The 14,934-nt window shown below is 65.2% G+C and carries 11 protein-coding genes and 1 pseudogene; 7 read left to right on the top strand and 5 right to left on the bottom strand.

Features of this window, described 5'->3' with window-relative positions; translation table 11 throughout:
- From AC1DY5_RS17490 to groES, 3 genes and pseudogenes are all read right to left on the bottom strand, one after another.
- A pseudogene (locus AC1DY5_RS17490) lies at nucleotides 1-239 on the bottom strand (peptide-methionine (S)-S-oxide reductase MsrA); the annotation flags it as partial.
- A 144-nt stretch (nucleotides 240-383) separates the two neighbouring features.
- On the bottom strand, nucleotides 384-2,036 hold the full coding sequence (gene groL, locus AC1DY5_RS17485) for a chaperonin GroEL (RefSeq protein WP_478113336.1): 1,653 nt from the start codon (nucleotides 2,034-2,036) through the stop codon (nucleotides 384-386).
- Nucleotides 2,037-2,084: 48 nt separating this feature from the next.
- Nucleotides 2,085-2,375 carry a co-chaperone GroES gene (gene groES / locus AC1DY5_RS17480; RefSeq protein ID WP_286536348.1) on the bottom strand — a complete coding sequence of 97 codons (291 nt, stop codon included), beginning with the start codon at nucleotides 2,373-2,375 and terminating at the stop codon, nucleotides 2,085-2,087.
- Nucleotides 2,376-2,733: 358 nt separating this feature from the next.
- Between groES and AC1DY5_RS17475 the strand changes: the two genes are divergently transcribed.
- From AC1DY5_RS17475 to AC1DY5_RS17450, 6 genes are read left to right on the top strand one after another with little or no spacing between them, the layout of a single operon-like run.
- The gene (locus AC1DY5_RS17475; RefSeq protein ID WP_478113334.1) at nucleotides 2,734-3,204 is read left to right on the top strand and encodes a type IV pilin protein; all 471 of its coding nucleotides are present in this window, start codon (nucleotides 2,734-2,736) and stop codon (nucleotides 3,202-3,204) included.
- Between the two features lie 4 nt (nucleotides 3,205-3,208).
- A complete protein-coding gene (locus tag AC1DY5_RS17470) occupies nucleotides 3,209-3,733 on the top strand; it encodes a GspH/FimT family pseudopilin (RefSeq protein ID WP_478113332.1) in 525 nt (174 codons plus the stop codon).
- A 35-nt stretch (nucleotides 3,734-3,768) separates the two neighbouring features.
- The gene (locus tag AC1DY5_RS17465) at nucleotides 3,769-4,383 is read left to right on the top strand and encodes a prepilin-type N-terminal cleavage/methylation domain-containing protein (RefSeq protein ID WP_478113331.1); all 615 of its coding nucleotides are present in this window, start codon (nucleotides 3,769-3,771) and stop codon (nucleotides 4,381-4,383) included.
- Nucleotides 4,384-4,391: 8 nt separating this feature from the next.
- Entirely contained in the window at nucleotides 4,392-5,456 is a 1,065-nt protein-coding gene (locus tag AC1DY5_RS17460) for a PilW family protein (RefSeq protein WP_478113329.1), read from the top strand.
- Nucleotides 5,453-6,073 carry a pilus assembly PilX family protein gene (locus AC1DY5_RS17455; protein ID WP_478113327.1) on the top strand — a complete coding sequence of 207 codons (621 nt, stop codon included), beginning with the start codon at nucleotides 5,453-5,455 and terminating at the stop codon, nucleotides 6,071-6,073. The genes AC1DY5_RS17460 and AC1DY5_RS17455 overlap by 4 nt, the downstream gene beginning before the upstream one ends.
- 30 nt (nucleotides 6,074-6,103) lie before the next feature.
- A complete protein-coding gene (locus AC1DY5_RS17450) occupies nucleotides 6,104-9,571 on the top strand; it encodes a pilus assembly protein (RefSeq protein WP_478113326.1) in 3,468 nt (1,155 codons plus the stop codon).
- A 43-nt stretch (nucleotides 9,572-9,614) separates the two neighbouring features.
- Here AC1DY5_RS17450 and pgm read toward each other — a convergent pair whose 3' ends face one another.
- Nucleotides 9,615-11,282 (bottom strand): phosphoglucomutase (alpha-D-glucose-1,6-bisphosphate-dependent), encoded by a 1,668-nt coding sequence (pgm, locus tag AC1DY5_RS17445; RefSeq protein ID WP_478113324.1) that lies wholly within the window; start codon nucleotides 11,280-11,282, stop codon nucleotides 9,615-9,617.
- Nucleotides 11,283-11,331: 49 nt separating this feature from the next.
- Entirely contained in the window at nucleotides 11,332-12,897 is a 1,566-nt protein-coding gene (locus AC1DY5_RS17440) for a phospholipase D family protein (protein ID WP_478113322.1), read from the bottom strand.
- A gap of 157 nt (nucleotides 12,898-13,054) precedes the next feature.
- Between AC1DY5_RS17440 and AC1DY5_RS17435 the strand changes: the two genes are divergently transcribed.
- Nucleotides 13,055-14,934, top strand: a 1,880-nt coding sequence (locus tag AC1DY5_RS17435; protein ID WP_478113320.1) for a TonB-dependent receptor domain-containing protein, incomplete at its 3' end; no start/stop codon positions are given.

Below are 14,934 nucleotides of genomic sequence, written 5' to 3'. Positions count from 1 at the left end.
CCCTTGACGTGCTGGAACACACCCTGAACGCCCCAGAAGCAGCCGCCCGCGATGACTGTGGTTTCGGTCGTGGCGGCGCCTGCGGCCGGGTCGTCGGCCGGCGCCGGGACGACGGTGGCGCGCTCGGCCGCCCAGGCGGACGCGCCGGGACGCAGCGCCARTGCGGCGCCGAGCGCGAGTGCGCACAGCAGCGCCCGGCGTGCCGGCGCCGTGGGTGATTCGAGGGTCTCGGTGTGCATGGCGGCGGCTTCCTTCGTTGCGTCTTGGGGTCGAAGCCCCGGTTGTACGCCGATCTGCTCCGGTGCTTCGGCGGGACGAAAAAAAGCCCCGCGGCTTGCACCGCGGGGCTTGTTGGCTTGGCTGTGGCAGCCGGGCCCGGGGAATTACATCCCCATGCCGCCCATGCCACCCATGCCGCCCATGTCGGGCATGCCGCCGCCGGCGCCGGCTTCATCCTTCGGTGCGTCAGCGACCATGGCTTCGGTCGTCAGCAGCAGCGAGGACACCGAAGCGGCGTTCTGCAGGGCGGTGCGGGTCACCTTGGTCGGGTCCAGGATGCCCAGCTCGAGCATGTCGCCGTAGCTGTCGTTCTGGGCATTGAAGCCGTAGTTGCCCTTGCCGGCCAACACAGCGTTCACCACCACCGAGGCTTCGCCGCCGGCGTTGTTGACGATCTCGCGCAGCGGCGCTTCGATGGCCTTGAGCACCAGCTTGATACCGGCGTCCTGGTCGGCGTTGTCACCCTTGAGGGTGTCGCCCACGGCTTGCTTGGCGCGCAGCAGGGCCACGCCACCACCGGCAACCACGCCTTCTTCCACTGCAGCGCGGGTCGCGTGCAGGGCGTCTTCGACGCGAGCCTTCTTTTCCTTCATTTCGACTTCCGTGGCAGCGCCGACCTTGATCACTGCAACGCCGCCGGCCAGCTTGGCCACGCGCTCTTGCAGCTTTTCGCGGTCGTAGTCGCTGGTGGCTTCCTCGATCTGCACGCGGACTTGCTTGACGCGGGCTTCGATGTCGCCAGCGGCGCCCGAACCGTCGATGATGATGGTGTTTTCCTTGCCCACTTCGATGCGCTTGGCCTGGCCGAGGTCGGCTAGCGTCACCTTCTCGAGGGTCAGGCCCACTTCTTCGGCGATGACCTTGCCGCCCGTCAGGATGGCGATGTCTTCGAGCATGGCCTTGCGGCGGTCGCCGAAGCCAGGTGCCTTGACGGCCACGACCTTCAGGATGCCGCGGATCGTATTCACGACCAGCGTTGCCAGGGCTTCGCCTTCGACTTCTTCGGCAACGATCAGCAGCGGACGGCCGGCCTTGGCGACTTGCTCCAGCGTCGGCAGCAGGTCGCGGATGTTGCTGATCTTCTTGTCGAACAGCAGCACGAACGGGTTCTCCAGGATCGCGCTTTGCTTTTCGGGGTTGTTGATGAAGTACGGCGACAGGTAGCCGCGGTCGAACTGCATGCCTTCGACGACGTCGAGTTCGCTGTCGAGCGACTTGCCGTCTTCGACGGTGATCACGCCTTCCTTGCCGACCTTGTCCATCGCGTCAGCGATGAGCTTGCCGATGGTTTCGTCGCTGTTGGCCGAGATCGAGCCGACTTGCGCGATTTCCTTCGAGGTCGTGGTGGCCTTCGAAGCCTTCTTGAGCTCGGCGACCAGGGCGGTGACCGCCTTGTCGATGCCGCGCTTCAGGTCCATCGGGTTCATGCCGGCAGCCACCAGCTTGAAACCTTCGCGAACGATGGCCTGGGCCAGCACGGTCGCGGTGGTGGTGCCGTCGCCGGCGTTGTCCGAAGTCTTGGAAGCCACTTCCTTCACGAGCTGGGCGCCCATGTTCTGAAGCTTGTCCTTGAGTTCGATTTCCTTGGCGACCGACACGCCGTCCTTGGTCACGGTCGGGGCGCCGAACGAGCGCTCGAGCACCACGTTGCGGCCCTTGGGGCCGAGGGTCACTTTGACTGCGTTGGCGAGGATGTTGACACCCTCGACCATGCGCGCGCGGGCTTCACCGCCGAAGACTACGTCTTTTGCTGCCATGAGATTTCTCCGAGATTCAGTTGGATAGGGGGATGAAGAGACGAGAAATTACTTCTCAACGACTGCAAACAGGTCGTCTTCCTTCATGACCAGGAGCTCGTCGCCATCGACCTTGACGGTCTGGCCGCTGTACTTGCCGAACAGGACACGGTCGCCGACCTTGATGTTCATCGAGATCAGGTCGCCCTTGTCGTTCTTCTTGCCAGGACCAACGGCCAGGACTTCGCCCTGATCGGGCTTCTCGGCGGCGTTGTCGGGGATCACGATGCCCGAGGCGGTCTTGGTTTCGCTTTCAATGCGCTTGACGATCACGCGATCGTGCAAAGGACGAAGTTTCATTGCATCTCCTGATAAGAAACGGGGTTTGTCCGGGTGCCGGCATGGTTGCCGGCGCCACATCATCGGAAGCCGGTGTTGTTAGCACTCAGCTTTGACGAGTGCTAATCATAAGGGTGTTTTGAGGAGTTTCAAGGCCGAAGGGATCGGCGCGCGATGTTGATGAAGGCGAACCGCCTGTCGGGCGAAACCGGCCTTTTGTCAGGTTTCCCACGAAATCGCCGAGTAGGCAAGCCTGATTTCGGGCAACTGTGATAATTTCACATCCACTTGTACTTTGTGACATCTTGAAATGATTTCCCGCTCCGTGCCTCTGATCGGATTTGAGGGTCGAGGGGCGCGCGATGGAGGATACAGCCCGATGGTTCAGTCTCTGGAACAGATGCCGATGGCGTCGACGACGGCAAGCTCGAATGTCCCGAGGGGCGGGCGAGCGCGCGGCTTCACGTTGATCGAGGCGATGATCACCGTTGCGATCGTCGCGATTCTGGCGGCCATCGCATACCCATCCTATACGTCGTACATCCGCAAGGGGAAGCGGGCGACCGCGCAGGCGGCCTTGATGGATCTGGCCAGCAAGGAACAAACCTACCTCCTTGACCGGCGTGTGTACACCAACGTGCAGGCGGATATCGGTTTCGCGATGCCTGCCGAAATCCAGGGGGCCTACACGATCGCGATCGTTTGCTCTCCGGCGGACTGCTCGTCCGGCGGCTTCACGGCAACGGCCACTCCGGCAGGGAGCCAGGCGGTGTCGGGCGAGCAGGCGATGACGATCGACGACAAGGGCGCCAAGGCGCCGGCAAACACTTCGGGTTACTGGGGCAAGTGACGCGATGGCAAACCCGGAGGCATTGACCCAAGTTCAACGCGCAACGCGGCGCGTTCGCCAGGGCGGCTTCACGGCCATCGAGTTGATGATCACCGTGGCAATCGTCGCCATCCTGTCGGCGCTGGCCGCGCCCTCGTTCCAGCAACTGATCGCGGCGCAGCGCATCAAGTCCGTCGCCTCGGCGCTGAGTGAATCGCTTTGGATCGCTCGCAGCGAGGCACTCAAGCGCAATGACAAGGTGGCCTTCAACTTCACGAATGCGGGGAGCGACACCGTTGTCGGGGACTGGAAGATCACCCAAAGCAGCGACGGAACGGGTACCGCACTCCTTCAACAGATGGGCTCGCCCTCCGTGGTATCCACCACCTCGACGGGCGGCGACGTGTTGTTCGTCTTCAACTCCTCCGGCCGGCTGATCTCTGGCGGTCCGTCCTCGATCAAGCTCAGCGTCCTGTCCGCCAACGTCAATCGTTGGGTCTGCATTTCTGCCAGTGGCCGGGCCGTCACCCAATCGACATCATGTTCGTAGCTGACCTCCATCGATTCCGTACGCGAGCGACCGGCATGCGCGGCTTCACGCTGATCGAAGTGCTGGTGACCATCGCCGTGATGCTTCTGGGCCTTCTGGGCGTGATCGGAATGCAAGCTAGGTCGGCCGTCATTGAATTTGAGTCTTATCAGCGTGGCGAGGCGCTTACGCTGGTCCGTGAAATGCAGGGCCGTCTAACCGATTCGCGAGGCATCGTAGACGGCTATCTCGATGCTGCTGTCAGTTCCACCGACGGCAGTGTGTACGTGGGTTCGGGCGCGAATGCCAAAGACTTCAGCGCCAGTTCCGTCTGCGTCGGGGGAGCGGGCGTTCCGCTGGCGGAGGCAGAGTTCGATATGTGTCATTGGGGTCAAGCGCTGCAGGGCGCGGCGGCCCTGGAGGGCACCTCGAAGGTCGGAGCCATGATCGGCGCCCGCGGCTGCCTGATCCGGGTCGTCCCGGCGGAGGGCAACGCACTGGCCGACATCTACATCACGGTCGTTTGGCAAGGCAAATCGCCGAGTGCCGAACCCGACCCCGATTCTCCGGCGGGTCAGAACTTCTGCGCCAGGGATGTGAATTTCGGCACCGGGCTGCGGCGTGGCGTATCGGTCCGCGTGCTGGTGCCGAACCTGACCAAGTCATCTTGAGGACCGACATGTACCGCCGAGCCCTCGCGCCGATCTCAAAAGCCCGTTGCCGTCACCAGCGAGGGCTCACGCTCATCGAGTTGATGATTGCGCTCGTCATCGGTCTGCTGATCGTCGCAGCAATGAGTGTCCTTTTCGCTGGCAGCAGCCGATCCCGAAACGAGATCGAACTGAGTGCGGAGGTGAATGAGAACGGGCGCTATGCCCTTGACGTTCTGAGCCGCGAGTTGTCGCAGACGGGGTTCTACGGCTCCCTGGTCAAGCCGACGGCGGCCGTCAGTCCGATCGTCACGCCTGCCGAGACAGCGACAGCCATGTGCCTGACCGGGCTCGTGAACCTTGGCGCCTGGCAAGACTCGTTGACCTACTACGTCCTGGGGCTTGGCAGCGCGGCAGGCGCGAATACCGACGCCGATCCATCTTGCATTGCACGCAAAGCCGGTACCGATGCGTTGTTCATTCAGCGAGCGAGCACTTGCGCCGTCGGCGACCCGGATTGCCTGGCCGAGTCGAATGCAGATGCCTATTTGCAGGTATCCGAGTGCGGCAGCGAATACAGCGCGACGCCGATCGTGCTCGCGCAGGGTGGTTCTGGCGCGTCCACATTCAAGCTTCAAACCAAGACCTGTGCAGGCACGCCGGCACCGAAGCGCAAACTCGTTCGCCGTATCTACTATGTCAGCCCGGCGAACGCGCTGAGCTATCAAGACATCCCGCTCAACGGCGCGCTCCCTGCGCCAGTGGTGTTGGTCGAGAACATCGAGCAGATGCAAATCGAGTACGCGTTCGACACCGGCACCCCTGCAGACGGAACGCCCGACGTGTTCGCGCCTGCGCCCAACCCGCCGCCAGCTCTTCCGCCTAATACGGATTGGACGCAAGTCATCGGCGTACGAATTTGGCTGCTGGCCCGCTCCAGCGATCCGAGCCAGAACACCAAGAATGCCGCGAGTTTCGTGCTCGGCGCGGACACCACCGTCAGCGTTGCCGCAAAAGCCGCCGGCAATCCGAAGCGGCGCGTCTACAGCACCTATATCTCGTTCGTCACCCCGAAGGCGCGCCGCGAATCATGAAGATGACCTATGTCTGCCGAGCCCGCCGCGTTCAGTCCGGCGCCGTGTTGATGATTGGCATGGTGATGCTGCTGATGGTCAGCCTCGTCGCGGTCGGCGTGATTCGACTGTCCACGCGCCATACGCAGGTTGTCAGCAATGAGCAGGTGCGAACCGAGGCGGTAGCAGCAGCGAATTACGCGCTCGACACGGTGTTGAATCAGCCCTACACCACCTGGGATCCGTACAAGGCCGCAGGCACGACCGCCTACGTCAATCTCGGCACGAGCAAGAAAGCCGACAGCACCAACGATTCGACGAAGGTCACGGTCAGGAACCTCGAGTGCAAACGTGCCCGCGTGCTCAAGAATGCGGAACTCATCCACCAAAATTCCACCGGTGTCTACTACGTGACCGCGATGGACGCCTCCTGCTTCGGAGCTCCCCCCTCCCCCGGCCTGACGATCGTCGATCCGTCGAAGGTAGGCTCACCCTCCGACGATTCGCTTTGTGCGACCGTGTTGTACGACATGCAGGCGCAAGCGAACGATCCGAAGCTGCTGAACGCCGCGCCGGTTGTCCAGCAGGGCGTCGAGGTTCGCACGGACATCACGGCGCTCTCCGGCAGCTGCTCTTGATCGCGATATAGCCAAAAAAAAAGGTCACCGATGAATTCCCTCGCCTTCCGACTTGTCCTTGCGATCCTCGCCGCCCTCGTGCTGCATTCGCGGGCTGCTGCCGAAGACATCGACCTGTATGCGGGCGGCGGGAGCGCGTCAGCGCCCAATGTTCTCTTCTATCTCGACAACAGCTCGAACTGGTCGAATAACGCCCAAGCATGGGCGTACTCCGATGTCCTCGCGAAATGCAGCAACTACAGCGGCTCGGCGAAGACGACCTGCCAGAGTTATGTTTACCAAGTCTTCTGCAGCTCAACGGCAGCTTGCAGCGGGAATCCGAAACTGGTGCAAGGGCAGGTAGAAGTTCGTGCACTGAAACTCGTGCTCAACCAACTCGTGTGCAGCCCGCCAACCGGAACCGCCGCACTGGACATCAATGCCGGCCTGATGATGTTCAACACCGCCAGCGGCTCGGTAGACGGCCCCAGTGTCATGCCAGGCTATATCCGGCACGAGGTCAAGCCGCTGAGTTCGCAGTGCGCGGACACCAACGTGGACACCTCGATCATTGCCGATCTGACCAACATCGATACCAAGATCACGACACCGGATTTCAAAGGTGCCTCCTCGGCCGAATACGGCGCCGGCCTCTATGAAGCCTTCAAGTACTTCGGCGGCTGGTCGCGGCCGAACCTTGTCGTTTCCGGCTCCGGCGGTACGGCCGGCTCGCCGATGGGCGCAACGGGCTTCGGTCCCACGCGCTACAGCACGGCGATCAGCCTGGAGGACCCCAATGCCTTCACAACCGCTTCGAAAACGACTTACAAGAGCCCGATCACCAGCGCGAACAGCTGCGGCAAGAACTTCATCATCCTGATCGGCAATACGTGGCCGAATCAGGAATACGGAACCAATACGAATGCCTCGCCGTATCCCACGAATACCCTGATGTCGCGGCTCAGCCACGACCCGGGCTCGCAGATCTACCCGGTGCCTTTGCCCAACAGTCAGAAGTCCGACGTCCGCTTCGCCGACGAGTGGACCAAATTCCTCTACAGCACCGACGTGAGCTCGATCGACGGCCAGCAGAACGTCCAGACCTTCACGATCGACGTCTATAACGCCTCGCAGGACGCCAAGCAGGCGAAGCTGCTTCAGACCATGGCGGCGGTCGGCAGAGGCCATGCGCCCGACGACTACGCCGGCGGCTACTATTCCGTGGGCGGCGACCTGCTGGCGCTGATCAACGCGCTGAAGGAAACCCTGACGCAGATCGCGTCGGTCAACAGCGTGTTTGCGTCCGCCTCGCTGCCGGTGAGTGTGAATGCCCAGGGCACCTTCCTGAACCAGGTGTTCATGGGCGTTTTCCGGCCGCAGGAAAACGGCTATCAGCGCTGGGTCGGCAACATGAAGCAGTACCAGTTCGCGCTCAGTGGCAACTCGCTCTTCCTCGCCGACTCCACTGGCGCGGCAGCCGTCGACACGTCAAGCGGCTTCATCCTGAATTGCGCGAAGAGCTACTGGACGGCCGACAGCGGCACGTATTGGCAGAGCGTGACCGGCACTGCGTCGAGTTGCGGAAACGAGACTTACGCTGCTTTGAGCAAGTACTCCGATTCGCCCGACGGTCCGCTCGTCGAACGGGGAGGCAGCGGTCAGCAGCTGCGCAATCTCGGGTATGCCGCCCGCAACATCCGGACCTGCACAGACAACACCTGCAGTTCCGTGGTCGACTTCAACACGACGAACGTGACGATCCCGAGCCCGAGCGCGGGCCTGAGCAAGGGCACCACCAGCGCGACCTTGGTCAACTGGGCACGGGGCCAGAATGTCGGCGACGGCAACAGCACCTTCAATCCGACCACCGGCAATCTGGTCACCACGACTTACTCGACGACGGACCCGAGCACGGGCGCGGTGACACCGGGGCCCACCACTCGGCCGACGGTGCACGGCGAAGTGGTTCATTCGCGGCCCCTCGCGGTCAACTACGGCTCGGGCAGCACGAACGACGTCGTGGTGTTTTATGGTGCCGGCGACGGCATGTTGCACGCGGTCAGCGGCAATCAGACCGGCTCCGGCGCCGGCAACGAACTCTGGGCCTTCATTGCTCCGGAACACTGGAACAGCACCGACAGCACGGGCTCCTGGAATCTGCTGGATCGGGTGTATTCGAACTATCCGGTGATCAGTTTTCCCGGCGTGACGGTCACCGGCGCCGCGCCAAAGACCTACTTCTTCGACGGTTCCATCGGCGGGTACCAGGAAGTGAGCAGCGGCGCACTGAGCAAGCTGTGGATCTATCCGACCATGCGCCGCGGCGGGCGTGCGATCTATGCGTTCGATGCAACGAACAAGCCCGGCACCGGCGGCAATCAACCGACGCTGATGTGGAAGTTCAGCAGCACCGACCACAGCAGCCTGGGCCAGACCTGGTCCACGCCGGTCGCCATGCGCGTGAAGATCGGAACGGCAACCACGACGCTGGTCGCCTTCGGTGCCGGCTACGACAACTGTGAGGACGGCGCCGCCAACGCCTGCGACAGCGTCACGCAAGGGCGCGGTATTTTCGTGATGGACGCAGCAACCGGCAGCGCGGCCAACTATCGATTCTTCGATCCGGGTTCGACGGCAGGCCGCTTCGTCGCCGACATGACGGCGGTCGACGCCAACAATGACGGCATCATCGACCTGCTGTACGCGGTGGACACGCGCGGCAATATTTGGCGCATCAACACCACCGACCCGAACAGCGGCTTCGCGAGCTACAGCAGCGTCGCGAACTGGCCGATCAACAAGATCGCGACGGCGAGCGACTGGACCACGGCCTCGGAACAGCGCAAGTTCATGTACGCACCGAGTGTCGTCATGCTCGGCACGCAGGCCACCGTTCTGGTCGGCACGGGCGACCGGGAAAAGCCCCTGGCCTCGGGCAGCGCCGCATCGGTCAACAACCGCTTCTACGGGCTTCGTGACGACATCACCAAGACGGGCGCGACGGTGGCAACCACCCCCACCGTCGTGAACGGCGCCGGGGCCGATGCATCGCTGGCCAGCGCCAATCAATTGACGAACGTGACCAGCGTCACCACGCCTGTCGACCCGACGACCTTGGCGCCGAATGGTTGGTACATGAATCTATCCACCACAAGCACGCCGTTCGAGCAAGTCGTCACCACACCGCTGACCATCGGCGGCCAAACCTACTTCAGCACGTTCCAGGCCAGATCGAGCACCGACACGACCCGGTGTTCGATGGGTACCGGGCGGGCATACAAGGTGGATTTCCAGACGGGGGTGATCTCGCCGAACTCGTTGGGGCTTTACGCACCGGACACGTTCAGTTCTCAGGGCATTCCGCCCTCGCCCGTCGGCGGATTAGTTTCCATCGATGGAAAGACCGTGCCATTCTGCATTGGATGCTCAGGTCCAACCGTGTTGTCTCCGAACAAGATCGTTCCAAAAGTCAAACCTGATCGCAAGCCGGTCTATCGCAGCCAGAAGATCGACAGCTGACCTACTCGACTCCGATCACGACCGGTGCCAGGGCGCCTCGTTTTCAGGGGCCGTCCGGACGCACCGGCGAGATCGCCGCGTCGACGATGGTCTGGGCCTCGGCGAGGATCCGCTCCAGGTGCTCGGCGCCGCGGAAACTCTCGCCGTAGATCTTGTAGATCTCCTCGGTGCCCGAAGGCCGGGCCGCGAACCAGCCGTTCGGGGCGATCACCTTGATGCCGCCGATCGCGCCGCCGTTGCCTGGCGCGTGGCTCAGCACGCTCACGATCGGTTCGCCGGCCAGTTCGGTGGCGCGCAACTGCTGCGGGCTTAGCGCCGCCAATTGCTTCTTCTGCTGCAGGCTCGCCGGTGCGTCGATGCGGCTGGCCACCGGGTTGCCGAATTCGTTCGCCAGCTCGGTGTAGAGCGCGCCCGGGTCGCGGCCGGTGCGGGCCGTGATCTCGCCCGCCAGCAGCGCGGCGGTGATGCCGTCCTTGTCGGTGGTCCAGACCGAGCCGTCCCGGCGCAGGAAGGTGGCGCCGGCGCTTTCCTCGCCGACGAAGCCGAGCGAGGCATCGAGCAGCCCGTCGGCGAACCACTTGAAGCCAACCGGCACTTCGTAGAGCCGGCGCCCGAGCCGCTGCGCAAGGGCGTCGATCAGCCGTGTCGAGACCACGGTCTTGCCCACGGCCGCATCGGCGCTCCACTGCGGACGGTGCCGGAACAGGTAGTCGATCGCGACCGACAGGTAGTGATTGGGCTGCAGCAGCCCGGCGCCGCGGGTGACGATGCCGTGGCGGTCGTGGTCGGTGTCGCAGGCGAAGCCGACGTCGAAGCGGTCCCGGATGTCGAGCAGCCGCTGCATCGCATAGGTCGACGACGGGTCCATGCGGATCTGGCCGTCCCAGTCGAGCGTCATGAAGCCGAAGCGCGGGTCGACCACCTCGCTGACCACGCTGAGGTCGATCCGGTAGCGCTCGGCGATGGCGCCCCAGTAGTGCACGCCGGCGCCGCCGAGCGGGTCGACCCCCATCCGCACGCCGGCTTCGCGGATCAGGTCCATGTCGACCGCGTTGCCAAGGTCGCCCACGTAGGCCGCCAGAAAATCGTGGCGGTGCGTGGTGGCCGCCTTCAGGGCCTTGTCGTGCGGCATCCGGCGGACGCCCTCGAGCCCTTTCTCGATGTAGCGGTTGGCCGCGTCCTGCACCGGCCCCGTGACGTCCTGGCCGGCCGGCCCGCCATTGGGCGGGTTGTACTTGAAGCCGCCATCGCGCGGCGGATTGTGCGAGGGCGTCACCACGATGCCATCGGCCAGCCCGCTGCTGCGGCCGCGGTTGTAGCCCAGGATGGCGTGCGACAGCGCCGGGGTCGGCGTGTATTCGTCGCCCGTGGCGAGCATCACCTCGACGCCGTTGGCCGCCAGCACCCCGAGCGCGCTGGCCGCCGCGGGCGCCGACAGCGCATGCGTGTCGATGCCGAGGTAGAGCGGGCCGTCGATGCCCTGCGCCCGGCGGTGGTCGCAGATCGCCTGGGTGACCGCCAGCACGTGCCATTCGTTGAAGGATCGCTCGAAGGCGCAGCCGCGATGACCCGAGGTGCCGAAGGCGACGCGTTCGCCCGCGACCGTCGGGTCGGGACGCTCGGCGTGGTAGGCGGCGAGCAGCGCGTCGACGTCGACGAGGGTATCCAGCGGGRCCGGCTGGCCGGCGAGGGGACTGAGTCGTGAGGCCATGGGGGGACTCCTGTTCAAGCGGGGGGTGCCGTCATGCACCGGCGAAATCCTAGAGCAAGTCGCTCGGAACGAACCATGAAAACAGCAGCAGCTTGACCCGCACCAGCACGTTGGCATCCGGCTCGTCGTCGTACACCACGTCCTCGCCGTCGGTGCTGACCCACTGAATCTGGTCCGTGCCGGGCTTCAGCCGCAGTCGGTAGGCGCTTTCGACATTGTCGACCTGGAAGGCGTCCAGCAGGCGGTGGGCGACCTCGAAGCTCTGCAGGCGCACGCCCATCTCGGTGTTGATGTGGGCCGAGCGGGGATCGAAATTGAGCGAGCCGATCAACGCCCATTCGCGGTCGATCAGCGTCAGCTTGGCATGCAGCCGGCCACGCGACTGGCGGAACACCTTGCGCAGGTTCAGGCTGCGCCTGATCTGCTCCGAGCTGACTTCGTAGAGCCGCACGCCCAGCCGCAGCAGTTCGACGCGGTACTTGTTGTAGTTGATGTTGACCAGCGGCTCGTCGGTATCCGCCAGCGAATTGGTCGCGACGCTGATCTGGACATCGCGCGCGCGCAGCTGCGCGATCCGCGCCATGCCTTCCTCGCCGGGCAGGAAGTAGGGCGAGACGATGTCGACGCTGAAGCGCGCCATGCTCAGCACCACGCGCATCCGCTCGGCCACCGTCGGCGGCCGGCGTTCGCGAGCCTCGTCGTCCTCGGTGCGCAGTGCCTTGTTGGGCGAGTCCGCGACCGCGTTGGCCCGCGCCGGAATCATCTCGAGCCGGCCCTGGGCGATCAGGGTGCCGAGCGGCGGCTCGCCGAACATGTCGGTCTCGGGTGGGGCCGGCGGCAACGGCGCCTGCTCGAGCGAGGTCCGCCGGTCGAATTCCGCCTGCAGATCCGCCGTTGAAGCGAGGGTCGGGACGATGGCGTGCAGCGGGTAGGCCACCTCGCTGTTCCAGTAATTGTCGAAGATGGTCTCGAGCTCGGTCACGACCGGGCCGGCCAGCAGCATGTCGAGGTCGATGAAGTTGGCGCCGTCGCTGCGCAGGAAGTACTCGTCCGCCAGGTTGCGCCCGCCGGCGATCGCGAACGCGCCGTCGGCGACCAACAGCTTGTTGTGCATCCGGTGGTTGAGGCGCCGGAAATCGGTCGCAAAGCTCATCCAGCGGGTGGCGGAATGGTCGCGGCCGGCCACGAAGGGGTTGAACAGCCGGACTTCCACGTTCGGCCAGGACGCCAGGCCGAGCAGCAGCGGGTCCAGTCCGGTCGTATAGAAGTCGTCCAGCAGCAGGCGCACGCGCACGCCACGCCGGGCGGCGTCGCGCAACTCGCGCAGGATCAGCTTGCCGGTCTTGTCGTTGGCCAGCAGGTAGTACTGCAGGTCGAGCGAGGACTGCGCGCGCCGGATCAATTCCAGCCGCGCGTTCAGCGCGAATGCCGCCTGCGCCAGCACGCGCGCACCCGAGAGGGTGTCGGACGGCGCGTTGAAAGGGGCCGCCAGCCGGCCGAGTTCGGTGGCCGACGAGGGCGGGATGGCCGGAACGTAGTGCGTTGCCGGAACGGCCGGCAGTCCGGCGCAGGCCGAGAGCAGGCAGGCGAGGGCGAGAACCAGGCAGCGGAGCATGAGCGGGGCCGCGCGGCGACCGGATGGACTGAGCGCGGATCGTAGCCGGGTCGCGCGGAACAGGCTGGCCTGCGGGCAGCGGCCCCTTGTGGCATCGGCGCGCCATAGGGTGTTGCCCTTCGCCGATTGCGCCGCCGCGCACCGCAGAATCGCGGCGATGAAATTCTCCGTCGTCGCTGTAGCTGTCGCCTGCCTGCTGCTCGCAGCCTCGTCTGCGGCCCAGGCCCAGGAAGCCGGCGGCGCACCCATGCTGGGCGAGATCACCGTCTCGACGCCGGCCGGGCCGACGCCGCTGTTCGACGTCGCCGGTTCGGTCGACCGGGTGGAAGGCGTGGACATGCGCGACAGCAGGCTCGGCGTGAACCTGTCGGAAAGCCTGAGCGGCGTGCCTGGGCTGCAGATCCAGAACCGAAACAACTACGCGCAGGACCTGCAGATCTCGATCCGCGGCTTCGGCGCCCGCTCCACCTTCGGCGTGCGCGGCGTGCGCCTGTACGTCGACGGCATTCCGGCCACGCTGCCCGACGGCCAGGGGCAGACCTCCAACATCGACATCGGCTCGGTCGACCACGTCGAGGTGCTGCGCGGTCCCTTTTCGGCGCTCTACGGCAACTCCTCGGGCGGCGTGGTGCAGTCCTTCACCGAGACCGGCGAGGGGCCGCCCAAGCTGGGCTTCTCGCTGGCCGCGGCCAGCTTCGGCACCACCCGCACCGGCGTCATCGCCAGCGGCTCTTCCGGCGCGGTCGACTACCTGCTGAGTGCCGGCCGCTTCGAGACCGACGGCTATCGCGACCACAGCGCGGCCGATCGCAGCATCGTCAACGGTAAGATGGGCTTCACGCTCGACGACGGCAGCCGGCTGACGCTGGTCGCCAACAGCGTGCACCTGAATGCGCAGGACCCGCTCGGGCTGACGGCCCAGCAGTACGCGCTGAACCGGCGCAGCGCGGCCGTCGCCACGCAGTTCGACACCCGCAAGAGCGTCGACCAGACGCAGGCCGGGCTGACCTACGAACGCCGCGTCGATGCCGACAACGCGCTGCGCATGATGGTCTACGGCGGCGAGCGCAAGACCTCGCAGTACCAGGCGATTCCGCCCTCGGCGCAGTTGAGCCCGGCCAGCGCCGGCGGCGTGATCGGGCTGGCGCGCGACTTTGGCGGCGTCGACCTGCGCTGGATCTCGCAGCTGCAGCTGGCCGAGCGGCCCTTCGAACTGGTCGCGGGACTCGAATACAACAAGCTGCGCGAGCAGCGCACGGGCTACGAGAACTACCTCGGCACGGTCGCCCGGCCGGTGCTGGGCGTGCAGGGGCGGCTGCGCCGCAACGAGACCAACGAGGTCTACAACCTCGATCCGTACCTGCAGGGCACCTGGCGCCTCGACGAACGCTGGACGCTCGAAGCCGGCGTGCGCCGCAGCACCGTCGACTTCGATTCGCAGGACCACTACATCGTGGGTGCCAACGGCGACGACAGCGGCAGCGCGCGCTATGCCGAGACGCTGCCGGTGACGTCGCTGCGCTACCAGGCGACGCGCGACCTGGCGCTCTACACCTCGGTGGGCCGCGGCTTCGAGACGCCGACGCTGAACGAGCTCTCGTACCGCCCCGACGGGCTGGGCGGACTCAATTTCGCGCTGCAACCGGCCGTCAACGACAGCGTCGAAGTGGGCGCCAAGGCGCGGCTCGTGGGTGGCTTGCTCACGGCGGCGCTGTTCAAGACCCGCACCAGCGACGAGATCGTGACCGCCACCAACGTCGGCGGCCGGGCCACCTTCCAGAACGCCGGACGGACCATGCGCGACGGCTTCGAGCTGGCCTGGCAGCACGAGAGCGAGGCGCACTGGCGCACCCAGTTGGCCTATACCTGGCTCGACGCCCGCTACAGCGACGCCTTCTGCACCACCTTGCCCTGCACCGCGGCCGGCATCGTGCCGGCCGGCAACCGCATCCCGGGCATCGCCCCCCAGGCGTTTTTCGCCTCCTTCGGTTGGGTGCCCCCCCAGGGCTGGCGCGCCGGCACCGAACTGCGCGCGCT

The sequence above is a fragment of the Variovorax sp. P4_D9 genome (genome assembly GCF_056401695.1).
Note: the sequence above shows the minus strand (reverse complement) of the source record. Positions and strands in the feature narration are given on the sequence as shown.